The following is a 24,011-nucleotide window of genomic DNA, read 5'->3' on the forward strand; positions in this document are numbered from 1 at the left end:
CTCCGCCGTTTGATTCGGGTGCGCTGCCGGCAGAACGAAAAAACCGCCTTCAGGCGGTTTTTTCGTTTCGGCTTCAGCAGAAGCCGCCGATGCTGCAGGTTGCGGTGGCGAGAGGAACAGGTGTCAACCCAGGTGAGGACGGATCAGGCGGGATTGCTCCCGCCCTTTCTGGATTCGCCCGCCATCGGCCATCAGGCCGATGGGGTCGATTTACCTGCTCATATCGGCGGCTTAACCCCCAACATCGCCGCCGTTCCCACCGCCACCGTTCCCACCGCCACCGCCCACGACAGCGCCGGTCCAGCGATGCGGGATGGTCAGGCCGTAGTTGCCGTTGCCAGCCTTGATCGAGGTGGCCGCGAAGCCCACCACCGGCACCGGGTGGATGGCGGTGGGTGACCCGGACCCGGTCCCCGTGTTCTGGCTCATCTGCAGCTTGGCCCAGCCCGCCACGCCCGGCAGCGGGTGCGTCACGCTGTGCGCCGTCACCGCCGCTTGCAGCACCGAGCTGGTGCCGAACTGCAGCGTGAACACTTCACCGCACGCTTGACCCTCGCCAGGCGAGAAGCCACCCGTCCATCCCCCCGTCTCTTCACGATCCCAGAGCGTGAGTATTGGACGCAGGCACGCCATCGGGCCGTAGCCGCCAGCGTTGTGGTTCAGCACCAGACGGCCGGTGTACGGGCTCTCGGGGTTGATGAACCCACTAAAACCCATGCTGCCCAGCCAGTCCGGCAGAATCACCGGGCTGCCGTTGGTGAGCGGCGACAGCGAGTCGTACAGCACCGCGGCGTGGTAGCGGCGCGTCGGCTGCGACACCACCCAGTCCGTCATCCAGGCCACTCCACCAGCGCCCGCGGCCGTGGCCACGTAGTCGTTCATGATGAATTCCTTGGCCAGGGCTTTGGACAGTTTCACCGCCTGGTCTTGCGGGTAATCACCCACGATGTACGGCGTGGACAGGTTGGGCAGATCCCACCACTGAGCGGTGATGCCCAGGAGGAACTGGTTGGGCGGCACGGTCATCAGCGGATCGGAGGTGAACTGCACCACGATCGGGTAAGGCACGTTGCCGGTCATCTGGGGCGAGTAGTTGATCAAGCCAGCACCTTCGGGCGCCACGCCGTTGACGCCCAGCGGGGCGGTAGCGGCCAGAACCGCAGTCTGCGCGCCACCATACACGGCGATCTGCTCGGTGTTCAGCACCGCCCACGAGCCCATCAGCTTGCCCGTGGGGCTGTCCAGGCCCACGGCCAGCGCGTCGGAGGCGGTGGTCAGCACCTGGACCGACTTCAGCACGTCGAGCACTTCGGCCGTGCACGGTGCAACGCCTGCCTTGTGCTTGATGGCCGTGTACAGCGGGTTGGGGGTCGCACCGAACGGACCCTTGCTTTGCGCAGGGACGTCGGCCATGGTGTACACCTCGAAGTAGCCTTCGCGGGTCAGCGCGTTCACCTTGCTCTCATCGCTGAGCTTGGGCAGGCGCAGGGTCTTGAACACGCCAGGCCACTGGTTGGGCGCACCGGCCTCGGGCAGGGTGCACGATTTGTCGTCGGTGCTCAGCACGGTGCGGCCAGCAGCGTTGCGCGCCAGCGATCCGCTCCACACGTCGCCGGGCGACAGGAACACCGTGAAGTCCAGCAGTTCGTCAGAGCCGCTGGCCCCGCGGAAGCGAACCTTCACCACCTTGCCGTTGACCGTGTCGGTGTTGGTGATGTTGAACAGCGAACCCATGTTGCCCTGGGTCGTGAAGTACGGCCCGATCAGCATGTGGCCCGTGCCGGCCGGGTGAATCACCAGATCCGAGGCAGGGGCCGTTCCGCCAAGGTTGGTGCCCTCGATACCCAGCGCGACAACCGCGTGGGCCGTGCTGGCAAGCCCCAGGCCGCCCAGGGCAATTGCTGCGCTCAGCGACAGAATGCTCTTTTTCATAGCTAGTCCGCTCTATAGAAAGAAAGTTGAGGGCGCCATTATTGCGACAGAATGCTCTTTCTCATAGCCATGTCCGCTCTGAACAACTCGCAACCTCTTGAAGTTGTTGAATATCTCCGGGTTCCCCCGGCGCACGAGGTGCAAGGTTGACCACCGACAACTTAAAAGCCAGCATGTAGTCCCGCTGCGTACGTTTGATGCCTGATTTCATTGGATGGTTTTCATGCACCATCTGCTGGGGATGGTTGTACGGAATATCCAGATTGCACGGATAGTCCGCATTCTCCGCCGGCAGGCCGGACGGGATCCGACGACAAGGCGCTGGGCGGCGGCGGGCGATTGAAAACTGATACGCTCGCCCGCGTGTCCACCCAGCCCCAGGCCGGCGGCGCGCCGCGCGGCGCCGCGGCGGCCATGCCCCCCCTGATCGTCGTCGTCCTGCTGGCCCTGCTGCTGGGCCTGCAGCCGGTCACCACCGACGTGGTCCTGCCCGCCCTGCCGGCGCTGCAGGCCGACCTGGGCGCGTCGATGCACCAGGTGCAGATGACCTTTGCCGCGCTGATGCTGGCCTTCGGCGTCTCGCAGCTCGCGTGGGGGCCGCTGTCGGACCGCTTAGGCCGGCGGCCGGTGCTGCTGGCGGGCATGGGGGCCTACGTGCTGGCCTCCCTCGCCTGCGTGGTGGCGCCGACCATGCCGCTGCTGATCCTGGCGCGCATCGCGCAGGGCGCCGCCATGGGCGCGGCGGTGATGTGCGCGCGCGCCATCGTGCGCGACCTGTACCCGCCGCTGGAGGGCGCGCGCATGATGTCCAAGGGCCTGTCGGGCCTGGGCGCCATCGCCATCGTCTGCGCGCCGCTGGGCGGGTTGATGGCGGCGTGGCTGCACTGGCGCGCGGCCTTCGCGGTGCTGGGGGTGTTCGGCATCGGCACGCTGGCGGTGCTGGCGCTGCGCTTCCGGGAAACCAATGCCGCGCCCAACCCGCACGCGCTGGCGCCGCGCACGCTGTGGCGGTCGTGGACGTGCATCGCGCGGCACCCCACGTTCATCGCCTATTCGCTGCTGGCCACGTCGTCCTACGTGGGGCTGTTCACCTTCCTGGCGGCGTCGTCCTTCGTGCTGATCGAGGCGCTGGGCCTGAGCCAGCTGGCCTACGGCGCCATCATGGCGGGGCTGTCGGCGCTGTACATCGTCGGCACCGTCGCCTGCCGGCGGCTGCTGCCGCGCTGGGGCCTGCGCCGCACGGTGGCGGTGGCGGGCGGCCTGACCTTCACCGCCGGCGTGCTGATGGCCGCGCTGGCCTGGTTCGGCTGGGGCCGGCCCTGGTACGGGGCCTGGGCCTTGGTGCTGCCGCAGGCGCTGTTCATCCTGGCGCACGGCGTGCACCAGCCGGTGGGCCAGAGCGGCACGGTGGCGCCGTTTCCGCGCATGGCGGGAGCGGCCTCGGCGCTGAACGGCTTCATCATGATGGCCGCCGCCTTTCCCGTGGGCCTGTGGCTGGGCCGCGCGATGGACGGCACGGCCCGCCCCCTGGCCCTGGGCTTCGGGCTGGCGTGCATGGTGGTCGCCTTCACCGCATGGACTTTGGTACAGCGCCATGGCCAACCCGACCCCGAGCCGGCCTGAGGCGCCGATCCAGGCGCTGTGCCTGGCCGGCCCCACGGCCAGCGGCAAGAGCGCGCTGGCGCTGGCGCTGGCCGAGCGCTGGCCGGTGGAGGTCATCAGCGTCGATTCGGCCCTGGTGTACCGCGGCATGGACATCGGCACCGCCAAGCCCACGCCCGGGGAGCGCGCCGCCGCGCCGCACCACCTGATCGACATCCGCGACCCGCGCGAGGCCTACAGCGCCGCCGAGTTCGCGCGCGACGCGCGGCGCCTGATGGGCGAGATCCGCGCGCGCGGCCGGCTGCCGCTGCTGGTGGGCGGCACGATGCTGTACTTCAAGGCGCTGCTCGAAGGACTGGACGCCCTGCCGGCCGCCGACCCCGCCGTGCGTGCCGCGCTGGAGGCCGAGGCGCGCGCGCGCGGCTGGCCGGCGCTGCACGCCGAGCTGGCGCGCGTGGACCCCGCCACCGCCGCGCGGCTGGCCCCGGCCGACGGCCAGCGCATCCAGCGCGCGCTGGAGGTGTGGCGCGTCACCGGGCGGCCCCTGTCCACCTTCCACACTGCAAAATCAGGAGCTGCTGACGAAGAATGGATGCGGGCTACACCGCTTTTTTCCTTGGAACCACGGGACCGCGCCTGGTTGCACGAGCGCATCGCGCGCCGCTTCGACGCGATGCTGGCCGGGGGCTTTCTGGACGAGGTGGCGGCGCTGCGCGCGCGCGGCGACCTGACGCCCGACCTGCCCTCGATGCGCTGCATCGGCTACCGGCAGGCGTGGGAGGCGCTGGAGGCGGGCCGGCCGCTGGCCGAGCTGCGCGAGCGCGGCATCGCCGCCACGCGCCAGTTGGCCAAGCGCCAGCTCACCTGGCTGCGCGGCATGGCCGGCCGGCACGTGCTGGCGATCGATCAGGAAGCCCGTCCGGCCGAGCTGGCGAAGGGCCTGCTTCAGGCCCTGGGCATTGGCCGGGCTTGAGCGCGGGCGCTACACCCAACGCGCGAGTTCCGCCACGTCCTCCGCGAAGAGCTGGCCCTTCTCGGCTTGCGCCACACGCCCGTCCTTGCCGCGCACCACCGTCACGGGCAGGCCTTCGGGCTTGGGGTAGGCGCGCGCCAGGTCGGGGCCGAGCCAGACGGCGGGAAAGGTGTAGCCCTTGCGGCGCAGGTAGGCCAGGGCGTCGCCGGACTGGCGGTCGATGGACAGCGCCAGCATCCGCAGGCCGCGCCGCGCTGCGCCGCCCACAGCTTCTGCATCTCGGGGCTTTGCTGCGCGCAGAAGGGGCACCAGCTGGCCCACCAGTACAGCACCAGCACCCGGCCCTCGGCCTGCGCGGGCTCGAAGCGGCCGCCGTCCAGCAGCGCGGCCGGCACCAGCGGCAGGATGCTGCCGACGGCGGGCAGGGGCGCTTCTTTTTTCTCGCGCGCCAGCGCCCAGGCCGGCGCCAGCGCGCCGGCGGCGCCCAGATGCAGCAGGCGGCGGCGTGACCAGGTCGAGTCGTGCATCCAGCTTCTCCAATGCAAGGCCATCAGTTTGCTCATGGTAGCGCCGAGGCCGCGGCGCCCGCATGGCACCACCGCCGTGTCGCCGCGTCCGCTTCGGGATAATCCGCCCATGGGTGAACGCGTCATACCCCTCATCGACCAGCGTGCCGCCGCGCGGTGGGTGCCCGTGCCCGCGTTCGCGCCCACCGGCGAGTTGCTGGATGCGCGAGGGCGCCCTCTGCACGACCTGCGCATCAGCGTCACCGACCGCTGCAACTTCCGCTGCAGCTACTGCATGCCCAAGGAGGTGTTCGACAGCCGCTACCAGTACCTGCCGCACGGCGATCTGCTCAGCTTCGAGGAGATCACGCGGCTGGCGCGCCTGTTCGTCGCGCGCGGCGTGACCAAGCTGCGCCTGACCGGCGGCGAGCCGCTGCTGCGCAAGGGCATCGAGCGGCTGGTCGGGCAACTGGCCGCGCTGCGCACCCCCGGCGGCGAGCCGCTGGACATCACGCTGACCACCAACGGCGCCCTGCTGGCGCGCAAGGCGGCCACGCTGGCCGCCGCCGGGCTGCGGCGCGTCACCGTCAGCCTGGACGGCCTGCAGGACGAGGTGTTCCGCCGCATGAACGACGTCCAGTTCCCCGTCGCCGAGGTGCTGGCCGGCATCGAGGCGGCGCACGCGGCCGGGCTGGCGCCGGTCAAGGTCAACATGGTGGTCAAGCGCGGCACCAACGAGCACGAGATCCTGCCCATGGCGCGGCACTTCCGCGGCAGCGGCATCACGCTGCGCTTCATCGAGTACATGGACGTGGGCGCCACCAACGGCTGGCGCATGGACGAGGTGCTGCCTTCGGCCGAGGTCGTGCGCCGGCTGCAGGCCGAATTCCCCCTGGTGGCGCTCGATCCCGCCGCGCCGGGCGAGACCGCCGAGCGCTGGGGCCACGCGGGGGCCGACGGCCGGCACGACCCGGCGCTGGGCGAAGTCGGCGTCATCAGCAGTGTCACCCACGCCTTCTGCGGCGGCTGCAGCCGCGCGCGCCTGTCCACCGATGGCCGCATGTACCTGTGCCTGTTCGCCACCCAGGGGTACGACCTGCGCGCCCTGCTGCGCGGCGGCGCCGGCGACGAGGCCATCGCCGGCGCCATCGCCGCCCTCTGGCAGGGCCGCGCCGACCGCTACAGCGAGCTGCGCGCCAGCCTGCCGGCCGACGCCGAGGGCGGCGCGCGGCGGGTCGAGATGAGCTACATCGGGGGATGAGCGGCCCCATGGCATCGCCGCCGCCAGTCACGTCGCGGGACATCACCGCCCTCCTCCTGGCCGGCGGCCAGGGCACGCGCATGGGCAGGGCGGACAAGGGGCTGCAGCCCTTTCGCGGCGTGCCGCTGGCGCTGCACGCGCTGCGGCGGCTGCGGCGACAGAGCCTGCCGCCGGCCGCGGTGATGATCAGCGCCAACCGCCACCTGGCCGACTACGCTGCCTTCGGCGCGCCCGTGTGGCCCGACGCCGTGCCTGGCCACGCCGGGCCACTGGCGGGTTTTCTGGCGGCGTTGGAGCACTGCCAAACCCCGCTGCTGCTCACCCTGCCCTGCGACGTTCCCCACTTTCCGCTATCGCTTTGCGAGCGCCTGGCGCAAGCCCTGTGCGAGCAAACGGCCGATATCGCCATGGCCGCCGCGCTTGGCGGCGACGAGCCCGGCGCGGCCCGCCTGCGCACGCAGCCCGTGTTCTGCCTGCTGCGCGCCACGCTGCGGGACAGCCTGGCCGGCTTCATGCAGGCGGGCGGGCGCAAGGTCGATGCCTGGGCCGCGCAGCACCGGCGGGTCATCGTGCCCTTCGACGCGCCGAGCGACGATCCGCGCGCCTTCGCCAACGCCAATACGCTGGAAGAGCTGCGCCGGCTGGAGCGCGCCGAGAATCAGAGCCCGTTTACGATCCCCCCATGCCCTACACCGCCGCCTTCACCCCCGAGACCCTGACCCGCGCCGACGTGGACGCCGCGCGCGGCCCCCTGGTGCTGGAGTTCGGCACCCACTGGTGCGGCTGGTGCCAGGGCGCGCAGCCGCACGTCCAGGCGGCGTTCTCGCAGGCCGGCGCCGAGGTGCCGCACGTCAAGGTCGAGGACGGCCCCGGCCGCCGGCTGGGGCGCAGCTTCGGCATCAAGCTGTGGCCGACGCTGGTGTTCCTGAAGGACGGCGTTGAGGTGGCACGGCTGGTGCGGCCGCACCAGCCGCGGGAGATCGCGCAGACGCTGCGGCAGATCCAGCCGCCGGCCTGACGCCCAGGGCCGGCCCCCCGACTGCCGGGACATGGGCCTTCGCCGGCAAGCCTGCGCCCGGGTCACTATCATCCGTTGCCCGTCGGGCCACGGCACCGCGGCGGCTTCAGACATAAGCAAAAAACATCATGTTCACCACCCTCAGAGCCTCGGGCGCCATGACCATCACCCTGGCGGCCGCCGGCATCCTGATGATCACCATGGGCGCGCGCCAGTCCATCGGCCTGTTCGTGGGGCCGATCAACACGTCCACCGGCCTGGGCATCGCCACCATCAGCTTCGCCCTGGCGGTGGCGCAGTTCACCTGGGGCGCGATTCAGCCGATCGCCGGCGCGGCGGCCGATCGCTGGGGACCGCGCGCGGTGCTGGTCGGCGGCATCGTGGTGATGGCGCTGGGCACGGCGCTGACGCCGCTGATGGGTTCGGGCATCGGCCTGGTGTTCGCCCAGGGCCTGCTGGTGGCCATGGGCGCGGGCGCGGGCAGCTTCTCGGTGCTGATCGGCGCGGCGGCGCAGCGCATGCCGGCCGAGGCGCGCGGCACGGCCTCGGGCGTGATCAACGCTGGCGGCTCGCTGGGGCAGTTCGTGTTCGCGCCGGTGGCGCAAAAGCTGATCCAGCTGCTGGGCTGGATGGGCGCCATGTACACGCTGGCCGTGATCTCGCTGGCGGCGCTGCCGCTGGTGGGCCGGGTGACCCGGGGCGGGCAGGCCCCGGCCGCCCCGGCGGCGGGCGAGCAGGGCCTGCGCGCGACCGTGAAGGGCGCACTGGGCGACCGCAGCTACCTGCTGCTGCACGCGGGCTTCTTCACCTGCGGCTTCCACATCGCCTTCCTGGTCACGCACCTGCCGACCGAGGTGGACCTGTGCGGCCTGCCGCCTTCGGTGGCGAGCTGGTCGCTGGCGCTGATCGGGCTGGCCAACGTGGTCGGCAGCCTGGTGACCGGCCACCTGGTGGGCCAGTACCGCAGCAAGATGATCCTGGCGATCATGTACGGCAGCCGCGCCGCGCTGGTGCTGTGGTACCTGATGATGCCGCGCGAGCCCTGGGTGTTCTACGTCTTCGCCGTCGGCCTGGGCCTGACCTGGTTGGCCACGGTGCCGCCCACGGCGGGCCTGGTGGGCAAGCTGTTCGGCGTGCGCTACCTGGGCACGCTGTTCGGGCTGACGCTGCTGAGCCACCAGATCGGCGGCTTCCTGGGCGCGTGGCTGGGCGGCCTGGCGATCACGCGCTTCGGCGACTACACGTGGATGTGGTGGGCCGACATCGCGCTGGCGCTGCTGGCCGCCGTGCTGAACCTGCCGATCCGCGAAGCGCGCATCGCGCGCACCGCGCCCGCCGCCGCCTGAACCTTGAACCTGGAGAACACGCCATGCCCTTGCTGCGCCCCGAAGTCACCGTCGATGCCCTCAACCAGCGCAGCCCCGGCCACCTGCCGGGCTTCCTGGGGATCCACATCCTGGAACTGGCCGAGGGCCGGCTGGCGAGCCGCATGCCGGTGGAACAGCTGCACTTCGCGTCCAACGGCTACCTGCACGCGGCCAGCGTGGTGGCGCTGGCGGACACCTCGTGCGGCTACGCGACGGTGGCGCATCTGCCGGCCGGCGCGCAGTCCTTCACCACCATCGAGTTGAAAAGCAACCACCTGGGGACGGTGAAGGAAGGCGCCATCGCCTGCGTCGCCACGGCGCAGCACCTGGGACGCAACACGCAGGTGTGGGATGCGGTGGTGACCGACGAGGCGTCGGGCCGCACCATCGCTCTGTTCCGCTGCACGCAGATGGTGCTTTGGCCGAAGGGCTGATTTTTGAGCTGAATCGGGTTTCATCCCGCGTGGATATTGTGGTTGAAGCTATCAAATTTGATGGTTCTTGTTGTTGGATGAGCTGTCGGGCTGGGCCGAGGTCGGCCAGGCGCCGGGCGCTCTTGCATCCACCCCAGGCCGGGTGCTGGCAGCGCAGGGCCAGCACCGCCAACTCGGCGACCCGGGGGCTGCGCGCGGGCCAGGTGTGCGGGCGTTCCCGGTCTGGACATCGTGCAAGAAAAAGTGGGTCGCCCACTGGGGCGAATTCCCGGCCTACAGCGCCTCCAACCAACCGAGGATAACTACAAGATCGATAGCTCCCTGCGCAATATCCATGCGGGCTAAAGCCAGCCAGGCTTCAAACACAGCACCCAATCAAACGTTCACTCCCGGCATCACCCGGCACGCCTTGCCGCTGCGCCCGCGCGGCACGTCGCAGCCCGCCTCGCCCAGCACGCGGATGGGTCCGGCGCCCTGCGCGGCGGCGAAGTGCTGCAGGGCGCCGCGGCAGCGGTCGATGGCGGCGGCGGCCGCGTCGCCGCGCAGTGGCACGCGCAGCACCAGCGTGCGGGCGTCGCGCTGCAGCAGTTGGAAGTCGAACAGCCCGCACTCCTCCTCGACCACGGTGCACAGCGCCAGCGGCAGCAGGCTCACGCTCTGGCCGCGGCGCCGGCCGGGCACGCGCAGCACGTCGTCGCGCCGGCCGCGCACCTCGATCACCGGCAGGGCCGAGCCGCAGGCGCAGCGCCCGGCGTGCAGCGTGACGTGGTCGCCCAGTTCGTAGCGGATCAGCGGCTGCACCCGGTTGGCCAGGTTGGTCAGCAGCACGCCGTGCCCGGCCTGGCCGGGCGGCACGGGGCGGTGGCGCTCGTCCACCGGCTCCAGGATCACCCAGTCCTCGTTGACGTGCAAGCGGCCGTGCGCGCACTCCCAGGCGATGGGCAAAAACTCCGACGCGCCGTAGCTGCCGCGCACGGTGGCGCCCAGGGCCTGCTGGATGCGCGCGCGCACGGCGGGGCCCAGGGTCTCGCCGCCGGTCATCACGCAGCGCGGGCGCACGCGCAGGCGCCCGGCCTCGGCCTCCTCGGCCAACAGCGCGGCGGCCGTGGGGTAGGTGGCGATGACGGTGGGCTGGAAGTCGTTCAGCGCCGCCACCAGCGCGGCCACCGGCTGCAGCAGGCTGAAGCTGCGCGCCTGCGCCGCGACCCAGGGGTTGAGTCGCCGCAGGCGCTCGAAGCTGACGATGGAGGCGAAGTGCCCGCCCGTGGCCGTGACCAGGGCGGTGCGGTCGGCGCCGACCATGGCCTGCAGCGCCGCGAAGGGACCGAACAGGCGGCCAGCGCCCGGCCCCGGCGGGCGGTGGCGCACGGCCTCCAGCGCGTCGTACACCGCCAGGGCCCGCGCGTCCTGCACGAACACGCCGGGCTGGCCGCTGGTGCCGGAGCTTTCCCACACCATGTAGCGGCCCTGCCAGGGTTCGCCGACCCGCGCCGCCTGGCGCGAGAAGTCGCGCAATTCGTCGAGCCGCAGCGCCGGGTCGGCCACCCATTCGTCCCAGCGCCCCATCAGCTCGCCGCGCGTGACGTGCGGCACGCGCGTCCAGTCGGCCGCGCCCGCGCCCGCGCGGGGCAGGCGCTCGCGGTACAGCGCCGAGCCCTCGCGCGCGGCGTCCAGCAGGCGCAGCAGGCGCTGCTGCTGGCGCTGCAGCAGCAGCGCCGGCGGGGCGAAGCTGGCGGCCACCGCGTCCAGCAGGGCGGCCTGCAGGTGCACGGGGTCGAAGACGGCGGTCATGGCGGGCCTTCCGGCAGCGGCGCGGGGTGGCCTGGGCAAAGCGGATGGACGGTGCGCATACAGGTCTTTCCGGGGTCGTGGCGCGATCCCTGCATGCATCTTGCCCCTGCATGGCGGTCGGACCTTGCGCAGGATCAATTCATGAGAGCGGAGCGGGGCCATTGCCCGGCACCGGTGCCGGGCATCTTCGGTTTATTCGGATCAATAACGCCTGCAGCCCGCGACAGTAAATCGCCTATAGCTATTTATTCAGTAGCATATAAAAGCCCGGAATGCCCGCCCGACCTCGGATCGAAGCCGTTCGCTGGCGACCGGCGGCTCTTTTTGCGTCCCCGTCCCCGCGTAATCCCCAATGGATGCGCGTGAGCCGCGCACGCAGGATGCGATGTTCCCATTTCTCCATCCAATAAGGAAAGGCACCCCATGAAGCTGTTTCGTCTGACCTGCGTCGCGTCCGCGGCCGCCGTGCTGGCGGCCTGCGGCGGCTCCGACGGCCCCGACCGCGGCGAGCTGCTGGACCCGGCCGCCATCGTCACCACGCTCACCGTGGCGCAAATCGACGCCGCCACGGCGCAGAGCGGCCTGCAGGCGGTCAGCGGACCGGCCAAGTGCGACGTCAAGGTGGTGGCGCTGAACTACGCCACCATCGGCGCCAAGGGCGAGGATGGCGCCAACTCCTCCGGCGTGATGCTGGTGCCCGCCGGCAGCGACCCTGCCTGTAGCGGCGCGGCGCCGCTGGTGGCCTATGCGCGCGGCACCAACGCGCTGAAAACGCGCACGCTGGCCAACCCGCAAGACGGCGAGACCGCCTCGCTGATCGCCTTTTTCGCCGCCCAGGGCTACGCCGTGGTGGCGACCGACTACCTGGGCTACGCCAAATCCACCTACACCTACCACCCTTACCAGGACGCGGCCTCCGAGGGCAGCGCGGTCATCGATTCGGTGCGCGCGGCGGGCAACGCCGCCTCGGCGGTGGGCGCCAAGCTGTCGGGCAAGGTGATGTTCACCGGGTACTCGCAGGGTGGCCATTCGTCCGCAGCGGCGCAGCGCGCGGCCGAGGACAAGGACAAGATCAAGGACTTCAGCGTGGTCGGCGGCGCTCACCTGGCCGGCCCCTACAACCTGGGCACGGCACTCAGCCTGCCGACGCCGACGGCGGGCTCGCAACTGTTCCTGCCCTTCATCATCACCGCCTGGCAGCACGCCTACGGCAACATCTACGGCAAGGCATCGGACGCCTTCCAGCCGCCCTACGACGGTTTCATCGAAACCGCGTTTCCCTCGACGGACGTCGCCGGCCTCTACGCCCAGTTGCGCATGGACCTCCCGGCCGCCAGCGCGCTGAACCTCATCCTGCAGCCGGCCTTCGTGGAAGGCGTGCGCGCCAAGGGCAACAACCCGCTCTACCAGGCGGGACTCAAGAACAGCTTCATCGGCTGGACGCCCAAGGCGCCGGTGCTGCTGTGCGGCGGCTCGGGCGACCCCGTGGTGCCGCCGGCGGTGCATCAGAACGTGCTGATGGCCGACTTCACCGCGCGCAACGTCACCAACGTCACCTCGGTGGACGTGGACGCGCAGGTGCAGGCCGCGTTCGCCCCCGGCGGCGTGGCGCCCACCGACCCCGCGACGCCCGAGTTCGCCACCTATTACAGCAACTACCACTCGCCCTACGAGCCAATGTTCTGCTACGCGGCGGCGCGCCAGTTCTTCGACTCGGTGCGCTGACCCCCGCGGGCCCAGGCCCGCGCGTCCCCTCGAAGCCGGCCTCTGAGCCGGTTTTCTTTTGCCGGCCCGCTCGTGCGCCCCGGGCGAGCCGCCAATGTGTTCGCAAGTGTTGTCGCTGGCGTCATTGCCTGACATGAGGCCCGATACCCCAACGTCCTGTAACGGCCCAGCGCCCAGGCCCCGCCCATACTGGCCGGCAGGCCGGGGCCCGCCCCCGGGGAATGGCAAGAGGTGCCCCGGTTTTGTCGGTCAAGAATTTTGCATTGCGCTACAACCCCGCTCTCGATGGGCTGCGGGGCGTGGCGATCCTGCTGGTGATCCTGTCACACGCCCACGTGCCGCTGTTCGACGGCGCGTTCTTCGGCGTGGACCTGTTCTTCGTTCTCAGCGGCTACCTGATCACCGCGCTGCTGCTGATCGAGCACCAGTCCTCGGGCAGGCTGGACTACTGGCGCTTCTACCGCCGGCGTTTCTTCCGCCTGATGCCGGCGCTGGCGCTGTTCCTGGCGGCCTACTGCCTGATGGCGCCGCTGCTGTGGCCCGGCCTGGACGACGTCTTCTCGGACGCACTGGTCTCCATCCTCTACCTGGCCGACTACGGCATCGCCTTCTTCGACCGCCCCGGCACGCTGCTGCACATGTGGTCGCTGTCGGTGGAGGAGCACTTCTACCTGCTGTGGCCGCCGCTGCTGATGCTGCTGCTGCGCCGCACGCCGCGGGGCGAGCTGTGGCGGCCGATCGCGCTGCTGTGGCTGCTGGCCACGCTGTGGCGCGTGCTGTGGGTGGCGCAGGGCCAGCTCTTCTACGAGGTCTTCTTCCGCTTCGACACCCGCGCCTCGGGCCTGCTGGCCGGCGCCCTGCTCGCCGCGCTGATGCACGAGCAGCCCGCCTTCGCCGCCGGTCTGCGCCGCCACCTGCGCCACGCCCTGTGGCTGCCGCTGGCGGTGCCGCTGCTGATGGCGCTGGAGTGGGACAAGCCGCAGGCGCTGCTGTGGGGCATCACCGTGGTCGAGGGCGCGGCCGTCGTGGTGCTGGTGGCGGCGCAGCGGCACCGGGGACTGGTCCACGACATGCTGAGCGCGCCGGCGCTGGTGGGGCTGGGGCGCCTGTCCTACGGCATCTACCTGTGGCACTACCCGGTGGTGCGCTACCTGCGCGCCGACTTCTCCTGGCCGGTGGTGGTGGTGCTGGGCCTGGCCCTCTCCACCGCGCTGGCGGCGCTGTCGTACCACACCATCGAGCGCTGGGCGCTGCGCCGGCGCGATGGCCTGCCGCGCGGCGGCACGGCGCCGGCAGACCCCCGTGCACAACCCCTCAATTCAAGAGAAAACAGCCGCCAGCCCGCACCCAATATGCGGTGACAGCTATGCTTCATGTAGCTCCCGCGCGGCGGGCGCCACCGCCTTCGTGATCGCCCCCGGCACGCGTTTGCGCGCCAGCAGCGAGTACACGGTGGGCACCACGAACACCGTCAGCAGCGTGCCCAGGCTCATGCCGCCGACGATGACCCAGCCGATCTGCCGCCGCGTCTCGGCGCCCGCGCCGTGCGCCAGCGCCAGCGGCACGGCGCCCAGCACCATGGCGCCGGTGGTCATCAGGATGGGCCGAAGGCGCTGCGCCGAGGCCTTGACCAGCGCGTCGATCGTCTCCATGCCCTGCTCGCGCAACTGGTTGGTGAACTCGACGATCAGGATGCCGTGCTTGGTGATCAGCCCCACCAGGGTGATCAGCCCGATCTGCGAATAGACGTTGAGCGAGCCCCCGCTCCACTTGAGCGCCAGCAGCGCGCCCACCATCGACAGCGGCACCGACAGCATGATGACCAGCGGATCGACGAAGCTCTCGAACTGCGCCGCGAGCACCAGGAAGATGAACACCAGCGCGAGCACGAAGACGATGGCCAGCGCGCCCTGCGAGCTCTTGAACTCGCGCGAGATGCCGTTCAGGTCGGTGCTGTAGCCGGGCTGGATGTGCTGCGCCGCCACGCGGTCCATGAAGCGGATCGCCTCGCCCAGCGAGTAGTCGGGCGACAGGCTGGCCTGGATGGTGAACGAGCGGCGCTGGCCGAAGTGGTTGAGTTCGCGCGGGCTCACGCTCTCGCGCACCTGCACCAGCGCCGACAGCGGGATCATCGCGTCGCTCTGGCCGCGCACGTAGATGCCGTCGATGTCTTCCGGCGTGGTGCGTCCGCTCGCCTGGGTCTGCACGATCACGTCGTACTGCTCGGCGTCGCGCTTGTAGCGCGTGACGGTGCGTCCGCCCAGCATGGTCTCGATGGCGCGCGCCACCACGTCCACGCCCACGCCCAGGTCGGCGGCGCGGGCGCGGTTCACGTCGATGCGCAGCTCGGGCTTGTTCAGGCGCAGGTCCAGGTCGGGGCCGACGATGCCGGGGTTCCGGGCCACCTCGGCCATCATCTTGCCGGCCACGACGGCCAGGTTCTCGTAGCTGTCGGAGCTTTGCACCACGTAGTGCAGCGGGCGCGCGCGAAAACCCTGGCCCAGCGAGGGCGGCGTGATGAGAAAGCTGTTGACGCCCGGCATGCCGGCCACCTTGGGCTGCAGGTCGCGCGCGATCTCCAGCGTGCTGCGCTCGCGCTGCTCCCAGTCCACGGTGCGGAACACCACGCTGCCCTGCGACACGGTGGGGTTGCCGATGTTGGCGAAGATGCGGTCGAACTCGGGGTAGCCGCGGCCGATCTTCTCCAGCTCGAGCGCGTAGCGGTTGGTGTAGGCCAGCGTCGCGCCATCGGGCGCGGTGACGCTCACGAGGATGGTGCCCCGGTCCTCCAGCGGCGACAGCTCCTGCTTCATCGTCGGGTAGACGAGCCACAGCAGCACGCCGCTGGCGGCCATCACGCCGATCACCAGCCAGCGCGCCTGCAGCAGCCGGCCCGCGCGGCCCGGCGCGCGCGCCGTCACCACCCAGCGCAGCAGGCGCCCATAGGCGTCCGACAGGCGCGTCAGCCAGCGCTCCATCGAGCGGTCGAACCAGTTGGGCTTGGGGTTGTGGCGCAGCAGCACCGAGCACAGCATGGGCGAGAGCGTGAGCGCGACGAAGCCCGACACCACCACCGCGCCAGCCAGCGCCAGCGCGAACTCGATGAACAGCCGACCCGTGCGCCCCGGCGTGAAGGCCAGCGGCGCGTACACCGCCACCAGGGTGAGCGTCATGGCGACGATGGCGAAGCCGATCTCGCGCGCGCCCTTGATGGCGGCCGAGAACGGGTCGAGCCCTTCCTCGATGTGGCGGAAGATGTTCTCCAGCATCACGATGGCGTCGTCCACCACCAGGCCGATGGCCAGCACCAGCGCCAGCAGCGTGAGCGTGTTGATCGAGAACCCGGCCAGCGACATCAGCGCGAACGAGCCGATGAGGCTCACCGGAATCGTGACGATGGGGATGAGGGAGGCGCGCAGCGTGCGCAAAAACACGAAGATCACCAGCGCCACCAGCACCACCGCCTCGCCGATGGTCTGGTAAACGCTTTTGATGGAGCGGTCGATGAACAGCGAGTTGTCGTTGGCGATGTCGATCACCACGTCCGCCGGCAGGTCGCGCTGCAGCACGGGCAGCATGGCGCGCACGCCGTCCGACAGCTCCAGCGGGTTGGCCGTGGCCTGGCGGATCACGCCCACCGAGATCGCGTCGCGGCCGTTCAGGCGCACGCGGCTGCGGTCGTTGGCGGCCGCTTCCTCGACCCGCGCCACGTCGGCCAGGCGCACCGGGAAGCCGTTCACGGTGCGGATCACGATGCCGGCGAACTGCTCCGGCCGCGCCAGGCTGGTCTCGGAGGTGACGCTGAACTCGCGCTGGTGCGACTCGATGCGGCCCGCGGGCAGCTCCAGGTTGCTGCGGCGGATCGCGTCCTCCACGTCCTGCGTGGTCAGGCGGTAGCCGGCCATGCGCTCGGGGTCCAGCCACACGCGCATGGCGTAACGGCGCTCGCCGTAGATCGGCACGTCGGCCACGCCGGTCACCGTCTGCAGGCGCGGCTTGACGATGCGCGTGATCAGGTCGTTGATCTCCAGCGGCGTGCGCGTGTCGCTGCTGAAGGCCAGCCACAGCACCGGCGTGGCGTCGGCCTCCACTTTGGCGATCACCGGCTCGTCCACCTCGTCCGGCAGGCGGTTGCGCACGCGCGAAGTGCGGTCGCGCACCTCGGCCGCGGCGTTGTCGGCATCCTTCTCGAGGCGGAAGCGCACGCTGATCTGGCTGCGCTCGGCGCGGCTGATGGAGGTGATCACGTCCACGCCGTCGATGCCGGCGATCGAGTCCTCGAGCGGCTTGGTCACCTGCGACTCGATCACCTCGGCCGAGGCGCCCGCGTAGATCACGCTCACGGTGACCACGGGTTCGTCGATCTTGGGATATTCGCGCACCGACAGGCGCGTGAAGCTCACCGCCCCCACCAGCAGCACGAGCAGCGACAGCACGGTGGCGAACACCGGCCGGCGGATGGAGGCTTCAGCGAGCTGCATGGCCGGCGTTCAGGCGGGCGCGCGCCGCGCGGCGGCGGGCGCGTCCGGCATCGCGGCCAGGCACGGATTGGCGCCGGGCAGCGGCGCGGCCATGGCGGGCGCGGCCAGCGTGGGCCGCGGCGCCGACGCGGCGGCGCCGGGCGCCGCCGCGCCCTCTTCCGCGCCCGCTTGCCCGAGTTGGACCACGCGCACCACGGCGCCGTCGCCCTGCACGCGCTGCTGGCCGGCCGTGGCCACCACGTCGCCGGGTTCCAGGCCCTCCAGCACTTCGGCGAAGCCCGGCGTGCGCATGCCCAGCTTCACCCGCACGCGCCGCGCCACGTGCGTGCCCGGCTCGCCGCCCGGCAGGATGCGCACCACGTAGGCGTCCTGGCCCTGCGGCACGATGGCCTCCTCGGGCACCACGCGGGCGTCGGGGCGCTCGCCGAACACCGCCGTCACGCGGGCGAACATGCCGGGCCGCAGCTGCAGCCGCCGGTTGTCGATGCAGGCGCGCACCGCCACCGAGCGGCCCTCGGCGTCGATCCGCGGGTTGATCGCCTGCACCGTCGCGGCGTAGCGCACGTCCGGCAGCGCGTCGAAGCTCACCTGCGCCGTCTGCCCACGCCGCACCTTGGCCTGCAGCCGCTCGGGCAGGCGGAAATCGACGTACACCGCGTCGAGGTCCTCGACGTTGACGATGTCGGCGCCGTCTTTCACGTAGTCGCCCACGTTCGCCACGCGGATGCCGGTGATGCCGTCGAAGGGCGCGAGGATGCGCAGCCGCGCGGCCGTGGCATCGGCCAGCGCCAGCTTGGCCCGCGCCACCTGCAGCGCCGCGGCGCTCTCGTCGACCGAGCGCCGGCTGATGAAGCCCTGCGCGACCAACTCGCCGTTGCGCTGGTGGTTGGCCCGCGCGATCGACAGCTCGGCCTGGGCCTGCTGCACCTGGGCACGCGGCAACTGGTCGTCGAGTTGCACCAGCAGTTGCCCGCGGCGTACGCGCTCGCCGTCGCGAAAGTTGAGCTGCGTGATGCGGCCGCTGATCTCGGGCCGCACCACCACGCTCTGGCGCGAGCGCAGGCTGCCCACGGTCTCGGCCGCGTCGGTCAGGGGCATCCGCCGCACGCGGCCGACCTCCACCGCGACGACGCGCCCGTTGCCGTTGCTGGCGGCGACCTCCTGCGCCGGGGGCGCGGACGCCGGGCGCTGCAGCCACCACGCGGCACCGGCGGCGGCGGCGATGCCCGCTACCGCCACGACGAGATAGAGGGTTCGGGACGCCATTCAGGTTCAGTGCAAGCTAGGACGAGGGCCGCGAAGATGCAACCCGACAGTCAATGTAGCAGTGCGTAAGAGGCGGCGCAGGCCGAAAACCCCGCGGAGCGCCGGTGCCGGGCCCCGGATTTACCGGGGCTTTACACAAATCCCGCCGAAGGCGTGCGTTGTGCCCGCACGGTGTCCACGCCCCGATTGGCCAGTTGGTCGGCGCGCTCGTTGCCCTCGTGCCCGGCGTGGCCCTTGACCCAGTGCCAGCGGATGCGGTGGCCGGCACCGCCGGCCAGCGCATCCAGGCGCTGCCACAGATCGATGTTCTTGACCGGCTGGCCGGCGGCGGTGCGCCAGCCCTTGGCCTTCCACCCGGTGATCCAGGCGGTGATGCCCTGGCGCACGTACTGGCTGTCCAGATACAGGTCGACCTCGCACGGACGCTTGAGCGCGGCCAGGCCCTCGATCACGGCCGTCAGCTCCATGCGGTTGTTGGTGGTGAGCGGCTCGCCGCCGAACAGCTCCTTCTCGTGGCCGGGCGCGCGCAGCAGCGCGCCCCAGCCGCCCGGACCGGGGTTGCCCTTGCAGGCCCCGTCCGTGTACATCTCAATGCGATCCAAGGTGTTTTTCCGTGTTTACCGGCGCCGGTGCTGCGCGGTTAGCTATCGAAGCAGGAGCACCCACGACCGCGGGCACCTTCTTCCAGGATTGTCCCACCAGCTTGGCGCCGCGCGTGCGCTTGACGGCGACGACGAAATACGCCGCCCCGAAGATGGGCCACCAGCGCCGGCCCACGCGGTCCATCCAGCCGAAGCGCGCCAGCGCGCCGGCGCCGCGCACGGCGGGCTGGTAGCAGCCGAAGACGGTGGATTCGACCTCGAACTCCAGCAGCCGCAGCCAGTCGCGCAGGCGCCAGTAGCCGATGAACTCGCCCGCGTCCGGCAGGTACAGCCGCCCGCCGCCCAGGCGCCGCCACCAGCGCGCGCGCCGCTGGCGCAGGCCCCACAGGCTGGCCGGGTTGAGGCCGGCGATGGCCACCCGGCCCTCGTGCACCAGCACGCGCTGCACCTCGCGCAGCGTGGCGTGCGGGTCGGGGCTGAGCTCCAGCGTGTGCGGCAGCACCACCAGGTCGAGGCTGGCCTCGCCGAACGGCAACGCCGTGCTGTCGGTGACCAGCGCGGCGCGCGGCCCCGCCGGCGCGTGCGCCACGTCCGCCATGTCCGGCGCGGGCGGCGCCACCAGCGCCAGCCAGCGCTGCGGCATGCGGTTGGCGGCCAGCGTGTCGATGTCGGCCAGCCCGACCTGCAGCGCGTGGTAGCCGAACACGTCGGCCAGCGCGGCGTCGAAGCGCTCGCGCTCCCACGCCAACACCACCTGCCCCGGTGGGGTCTGGAACCAGTCGCGCAATCCGGTCATCGATGTTGACGCTTATAAAATCCGCTGTTCATGGAACTGATCGCCCTGCCCGCCTTCGACGACAACTACCTGTGGCTGTTGCACGATGGGCGCGATGCCCTGGTGGTGGACCCCGGCGACGCCGCCCCCGTGCGGGACGCGCTGGGCCGGCTGGGCCTGAAGCTGCAGTCCATTCTAGTCACGCACCACCACGCTGATCACACCGGCGGCGTGGCCGAGCTGCGCGGCGCCACCGGCGCGCAGGTGTTCGGCCCGGCGCGCGAGCGCATCCACGAGCCCTTCATTCCCCTGCGTGGCGGCGACGTGGCGCGGGCGCTGGGCATCGGCTGGCGCGTGATCGACGTGCCGGGCCACACGGCCGGCCACATCGCCTACTTCGCTGGCGACGTGGCCGGCGCGCCGCTGCTGTTCTGCGGCGACACGCTGTTCTCGGGCGGCTGCGGGCGGCTGTTCGAGGGCACGCCGGCGCAGATGCTGGCCTCGCTCGACGCGCTGGCCGCCTTGCCGGCCGCCACGCGGGTGTGCTGCGCGCACGAGTACACGCTGGGCAACCTGCGCTTCGCCGCCGCCGTGGAGCCGGGCAACGAGGCCCTGGCCGACCATGCGCGCCATTGCCAGGATCTGCGCGCGCAAGGGCGCCCCACCCTGCCCTCGACCCTCGGCATCGAGCGGGCGATCAACCCATTCCTGCGCAGCCGTGAACCCGCCGTCACGCAAGCCGTGCGCGCGCAGGCTGCAACCGCAACGGACGAAGTGACGGTGTTCGCCGCGCTTCGCGAATGGAAGAACCACTTCAGATGAAACTGCTTCACGTGCTGGCGCTGGGCGCCTGCGTCTGGCTGGCCGGCTGCGCCGCGCCCGGCACCCCGCCCACCGACGCGCCGGCGGGTGCCGCGCCCATCACCACCCGGCCGCGCGTGGACATGCCGCAGGCGGGCGACATGTCCCCCGTGGCCGTGACCGAGCTGCGCTCGCGCAAGGTGGCGCCGCTGGATGCGCCGGCCGACCTGTGGGAGCGTATCCGCCGAGGCTTCGCCCTGCCCGACCTCGACACCGAGCTGGTGCAGCAGCAGCAGCAGTGGTACGTCAGCCGGCCCGACTACATCCAGCGCATGACCGAGCGCTCGCGCCTGTACATCTTCCACGTCGTCGAGGAGCTGGAGCTGCGCGGCATGCCGACCGAGCTGGCGCTGCTGCCCTACATCGAGTCGGCCTTCAACCCGCAGGCCGTCTCCAGCGCCAAGGCCGCCGGCATGTGGCAGTTCATGCCGGCCACGGGCTCGTCGTTCGACCTGCGCCAGAACGCGCTGCGCGACGACCGGCGCGACGTGATCGCCTCCACGCGCGCCGCGCTCGACTACCTGCAGCGCCTGCACGACCGCTTCGGCGACTGGCACCTGGCGCTGGCGGCCTACAACTGGGGCCAGGGCAACGTCAACCGCGCCATCGAGCGCAACCGGGCCGCCGGCCAGGGCACGGGCTACCTCGACCTCAACATGCCCGCCGAGACGCGCCAGTACGTGCCCAAGCTGCAGGCGGTCAAGAACATCATCGCCCAGCCCGACGCCCTGGGCGCGGTGCTGCCGCTGATCGACAACCACCCCTTCTTCGACACGGTGGACATCACCCGGGACATCGACGTCGAGGTGGCGGCGCGCCTGGCCGAGGTGCGGCTGGAAGACTTCAAGGCGCTCAACCCGTCGCAGCACAAGCCCGTCATCTTCGCCGCCGGCACGCCGCAGGTGCTGCTGCCGTGGAACAACGCCGCCGTCTTCAAGCAGAACCTGACCAAGGCCCCGACCGGCTCGCTGGCCTCCTGGACCGCCTGGGTGGCGCCGGCGACGATGCCCTCGCGCGAGGCGGCGAGCCGCGTCGAGATGGACGAGGACGAGTTCCGCCAGATCAACGGCATCCCCAAGGGCATGATGATCAAGAGCGGCTCCACCCTGCTGGTGCCGCGCAACGGCCACGGGCCGGCGGCCGTGGCCAGCCACGTGGTGGACAACGCCCACGTCGCCTACACGCCCGAGGTCGTGCTGCGCCGCACCACCGTGCACGCGCGCCGGGGCGACTCGATCGCCACCATCGCGGCCCGCTACGACCTGCCCGCCGCCACCGTCGCCGGGTGGAACCAGGGCCGCGCCAGCCTCAAGAGCGGCCAGGCCGTGGTGCTGTACCTGCCGGTGCGCGCGTCGGCCGCGCGCGCGTCGGCGCCCCGGGGCCGCGCTGCCCCGGCGGCGAAGCAGCGCCAGGCCGCCCGGTCCGCCCAGGGGCGCGTTGGCGCGAAGTCCGCCAAGGCCCCAGTGGCCCGCGCGGCCAAGTCCATGGGCAACAGGAAGCGCTGAAAGCCGGCGGCGGTGGCAGGCGCCGGCCCGAAACTCCGCTCAAGCCTGGAACTTCAGCTTGGCGCGGCGCGCGAATTCGTTGGTGTAGGTGGCGGCCGGCGCCGCCGAGCGCACGGACGGGGTGCCCGGCGCGTACTGCGCCGCCACGCGGTGCGCGGTCAGCACGCCGTCCTCCGACAGCATGCCGTCGGGCGACAAGGCTTCGCGCGCCTTGTCCAGCGCCGCCAGGTAGACGGCGCGGTCATCGTGCATGTAGGCCTCGGGCACGGCGCGCACGATGTCGCTGGGCCCGGCCGTCTGCAGCCACTTGAGCGCGCGCACCACGGCGTTGACCAGCGCCTGCACCGTCCGCGGGTAGCGCAGCACGAAGCCCTGCGGCGCGTACAGGCAGCCCGCCGGCATGGGGCCGCCATACAGGTCCTGCGCGCCGCGCAGCGAGCGCGTGTCGGCGATGACGCGGATCTCGCCGCGAAACGCCAGCATGCTGATCACCGGATCGATGTTGGCCAGCGCATCGATGCGGCCCTCGCGCAACGCCGACACGGCCGCCAGGGAGGTGCCGACGCCGACGAACTCCACGTCGGACGGCCCCAGGCCGCCGCGCGCCAGCACACGGTGCGCGAACCACTGCGTGGACGAATCGGGCCACGAGATGCCGATGCGCCGCCCCCGCAGCTGCGCCACGTGCCGGAAGTCCGGCAGCGCCCGGCTACCGACGCCGAACACCAGTTGCGGCGCCCGCCCCAGCAGCACGAAGGAACGGCAGTTCTGCCCCCGCTGCCGCAGCAGGATGGTGTGCTCGTAGGCGCCGGCGGCCACGTCCGCCTGGCCGGCCAACATGGCCTGCTGCGCCAGGGCGCCGCCAGCGTGGTCCTGCAACTCGACCTGCAGCCCCTCGTCGTCGAAGAACTTCAACTGCTTGGCGATGGTGAGCGGCAGGTAGTACAGCGCCGCCTTGCCGCCCACCGCCAGGGTCACGTGGGGCTTCTCGACTCGCGTCTGCGCTGCCGGCCGGCCGGCGGCGGCCAGCAGTGCCAGCCACGGCGCCGCCGCCAGCAGCCTGCGGCGCGGGCGATGGACGCGAACGGGAGAGAGAGACACGGAAGCGGCGGCGGTGGGGCGCAAGGGAGCCCACGTTAGCCCAGGAGCGCACACCGCCGCATCGGGTCGTGCCCGCATCGGGTTTGTCTTGATGGCGTCGCCTGCCGGCTCGCGCCGATCTCACCGCGTTTCAAGACAAATCGGCCTTCAGCCGGCACCGGTACTTCGCCGACAGCTATCGAAAAATGAGTTACCGGGTGGACCGAGGTGCCGCTCAGCGCCGATCCACCAGCGCGTGGGCGATGGTGCCCAGGTCGACGTACTCCAGCTCGCTGCCGGCCGGCACGCCGCGCGCCAGCCGCGTCACCGTGAGGCCACGGCTTCTCAAGGCCTGGCCGATGACGTGCGCCGTGGCCTCGCCCTCGGCGGTGAAGTTGGTGGCCAGGATCACCTCCTGCACCACGCCGTCGGCGGCGCGCTCGATCAGCTCGTGCACGCCGATGTCGTGCGGGCCGATGCCGTCGAGCGGACTGAGCCGGCCCATGAGCACGAAGTAGCGGCCCTGGAACGCACTGGTGCGCTCCAGGGCCGCCTGGTCGGCCGGTGTCTCGACCACGCACAGTTTGCTGGCGTCGCGCCGGGGGTCGGCGCAAGTGGCGCAGATCTCGCTTTCGGTGAAGGTGTGGCACTGCGCGCAGTGGCGCACCTGGGCCACCGCGCCTTCCAGCGCGCGCGCCAGCACCCGCGCGCCCTCGCGGTCGTGCTGCAGCAGGTGGAAGGCCATGCGCTGCGCCGAGCGCACGCCCACGCCGGGCAGGCGGCGCAGCGACTGCACGAGGGTGTCGAGAGCGTGGGGCATGGGGAGGCTGGC

The 24,011-nt window shown here is 71.3% G+C and carries 20 protein-coding genes and 1 pseudogene; 11 read left to right on the plus strand and 10 right to left on the minus strand.

Going from position 1 to position 24,011, the window contains the following annotated elements:
* Positions 1-231: 231 nt before the first annotated feature.
* Positions 232-1,932: a hypothetical protein gene (locus IPG65_RS17950; RefSeq protein WP_293192451.1), complete on the minus strand. Its 1,701-nt coding sequence runs from the start codon at positions 1,930-1,932 to the stop codon at positions 232-234.
* Positions 1,933-2,295: 363 nt separating this feature from the next.
* Between IPG65_RS17950 and IPG65_RS17955 the strand changes: the two genes are divergently transcribed.
* Both IPG65_RS17955 and miaA read left to right on the plus strand, forming a co-directional pair.
* Complete coding sequence (locus IPG65_RS17955; protein ID WP_366819531.1) at positions 2,296-3,555, plus strand: multidrug effflux MFS transporter; 1,260 nt, start codon at positions 2,296-2,298, stop codon at positions 3,553-3,555.
* Entirely contained in the window at positions 3,527-4,507 is a 981-nt protein-coding gene (gene miaA, locus IPG65_RS17960; RefSeq protein WP_293192453.1) for a tRNA (adenosine(37)-N6)-dimethylallyltransferase MiaA, read from the plus strand. The genes IPG65_RS17955 and miaA overlap by 29 nt, the downstream gene beginning before the upstream one ends.
* A 9-nt stretch (positions 4,508-4,516) precedes the next feature.
* On the opposite strand, the gene IPG65_RS17965 is transcribed toward miaA, so the two are convergent.
* Positions 4,517-4,774: a hypothetical protein gene (locus IPG65_RS17965; protein WP_293193096.1), complete on the minus strand. Its 258-nt coding sequence runs from the start codon at positions 4,772-4,774 to the stop codon at positions 4,517-4,519.
* A gap of 50 nt (positions 4,775-4,824) precedes the next feature.
* Positions 4,825-5,169 (minus strand): annotated as a pseudogene (locus IPG65_RS19435) (hypothetical protein); the annotation flags it as partial.
* On the opposite strand from IPG65_RS19435, the gene moaA reads away from it, so the two are divergent.
* From moaA to IPG65_RS17995, 5 genes are all read left to right on the plus strand, one after another.
* Positions 5,144-6,274 carry a GTP 3',8-cyclase MoaA gene (gene moaA / locus IPG65_RS17975; protein WP_293192455.1) on the plus strand — a complete coding sequence of 377 codons (1,131 nt, stop codon included), beginning with the start codon at positions 5,144-5,146 and terminating at the stop codon, positions 6,272-6,274. The pseudogene IPG65_RS19435 and the gene moaA overlap by 26 nt on opposite strands.
* An 8-nt stretch (positions 6,275-6,282) precedes the next feature.
* Positions 6,283-6,993, plus strand: a complete 711-nt coding sequence (gene mobA, locus IPG65_RS17980) for a molybdenum cofactor guanylyltransferase MobA (protein WP_293192456.1) — start codon at positions 6,283-6,285, stop codon at positions 6,991-6,993.
* Complete coding sequence (locus tag IPG65_RS17985; protein ID WP_293192458.1) at positions 6,957-7,292, plus strand: thioredoxin family protein; 336 nt, start codon at positions 6,957-6,959, stop codon at positions 7,290-7,292. Before mobA ends, IPG65_RS17985 begins: the two co-directional genes overlap by 37 nt.
* Before the next feature lie 128 nt (positions 7,293-7,420).
* On the plus strand, positions 7,421-8,638 hold the full coding sequence (locus tag IPG65_RS17990; protein ID WP_293192460.1) for an MFS transporter: 1,218 nt from the start codon (positions 7,421-7,423) through the stop codon (positions 8,636-8,638).
* A gap of 23 nt (positions 8,639-8,661) precedes the next feature.
* A complete protein-coding gene (locus IPG65_RS17995; protein WP_293192462.1) occupies positions 8,662-9,093 on the plus strand; it encodes a PaaI family thioesterase in 432 nt (143 codons plus the stop codon).
* A gap of 375 nt (positions 9,094-9,468) precedes the next feature.
* On the opposite strand, the gene IPG65_RS18000 is transcribed toward IPG65_RS17995, so the two are convergent.
* The gene (locus tag IPG65_RS18000; RefSeq protein WP_293192464.1) at positions 9,469-10,884 is read right to left on the minus strand and encodes an AMP-binding protein; all 1,416 of its coding nucleotides are present in this window, start codon (positions 10,882-10,884) and stop codon (positions 9,469-9,471) included.
* Between the two features lie 423 nt (positions 10,885-11,307).
* Here IPG65_RS18000 and IPG65_RS18005 point away from each other — a divergent pair, with 423 nt between their 5' ends.
* Together IPG65_RS18005 and IPG65_RS18010 are read left to right on the plus strand one after the other, a co-directional pair.
* On the plus strand, positions 11,308-12,609 hold the full coding sequence (locus tag IPG65_RS18005; protein WP_293192466.1) for a lipase family protein: 1,302 nt from the start codon (positions 11,308-11,310) through the stop codon (positions 12,607-12,609).
* 221 nt (positions 12,610-12,830) lie between these two features.
* Positions 12,831-13,970: an acyltransferase gene (locus tag IPG65_RS18010; RefSeq protein ID WP_293192468.1), complete on the plus strand. Its 1,140-nt coding sequence runs from the start codon at positions 12,831-12,833 to the stop codon at positions 13,968-13,970.
* 3 nt (positions 13,971-13,973) lie between these two features.
* Here the strand turns inward: IPG65_RS18010 and IPG65_RS18015 are convergent, their stop codons facing one another.
* From IPG65_RS18015 to IPG65_RS18030, 4 genes are all read right to left on the minus strand, one after another.
* On the minus strand, positions 13,974-17,090 hold the full coding sequence (locus IPG65_RS18015) for an efflux RND transporter permease subunit (protein WP_293192470.1): 3,117 nt from the start codon (positions 17,088-17,090) through the stop codon (positions 13,974-13,976).
* 9 nt (positions 17,091-17,099) lie between these two features.
* On the minus strand, positions 17,100-18,356 hold the full coding sequence (locus IPG65_RS18020; RefSeq protein ID WP_293192472.1) for an efflux RND transporter periplasmic adaptor subunit: 1,257 nt from the start codon (positions 18,354-18,356) through the stop codon (positions 17,100-17,102).
* 131 nt (positions 18,357-18,487) lie between these two features.
* Positions 18,488-18,958 carry a ribonuclease HI gene (rnhA, locus tag IPG65_RS18025; RefSeq protein WP_293192474.1) on the minus strand — a complete coding sequence of 157 codons (471 nt, stop codon included), beginning with the start codon at positions 18,956-18,958 and terminating at the stop codon, positions 18,488-18,490.
* Positions 18,945-19,754: a methyltransferase domain-containing protein gene (locus IPG65_RS18030; protein ID WP_293192476.1), complete on the minus strand. Its 810-nt coding sequence runs from the start codon at positions 19,752-19,754 to the stop codon at positions 18,945-18,947. The genes rnhA and IPG65_RS18030 overlap by 14 nt, the downstream gene beginning before the upstream one ends.
* 30 nt (positions 19,755-19,784) lie before the next feature.
* Between IPG65_RS18030 and gloB the strand changes: the two genes are divergently transcribed.
* Both gloB and IPG65_RS18040 read left to right on the plus strand, forming a co-directional pair.
* Positions 19,785-20,555, plus strand: coding sequence for a hydroxyacylglutathione hydrolase (gloB, locus tag IPG65_RS18035; protein WP_293192478.1), 771 nt, complete (start codon positions 19,785-19,787; stop codon positions 20,553-20,555).
* Entirely contained in the window at positions 20,552-22,099 is a 1,548-nt protein-coding gene (locus IPG65_RS18040; protein WP_293192480.1) for a transglycosylase SLT domain-containing protein, read from the plus strand. Before gloB ends, IPG65_RS18040 begins: the two co-directional genes overlap by 4 nt.
* 39 nt (positions 22,100-22,138) lie before the next feature.
* Here the strand turns inward: IPG65_RS18040 and IPG65_RS18045 are convergent, their stop codons facing one another.
* Together IPG65_RS18045 and recR are read right to left on the minus strand one after the other, a co-directional pair.
* Entirely contained in the window at positions 22,139-23,200 is a 1,062-nt protein-coding gene (locus IPG65_RS18045) for an ABC transporter substrate-binding protein (RefSeq protein WP_293192483.1), read from the minus strand.
* Between the two features lie 214 nt (positions 23,201-23,414).
* On the minus strand, positions 23,415-23,999 hold the full coding sequence (recR, locus tag IPG65_RS18050) for a recombination mediator RecR (RefSeq protein WP_293192486.1): 585 nt from the start codon (positions 23,997-23,999) through the stop codon (positions 23,415-23,417).
* Positions 24,000-24,011: the final 12 nt, after the last annotated feature.

The sequence above is a fragment of the Ottowia sp. genome, from assembly GCF_016703145.1.
Lineage (GTDB): Bacteria > Pseudomonadota > Gammaproteobacteria > Burkholderiales > Burkholderiaceae_C > Ottowia.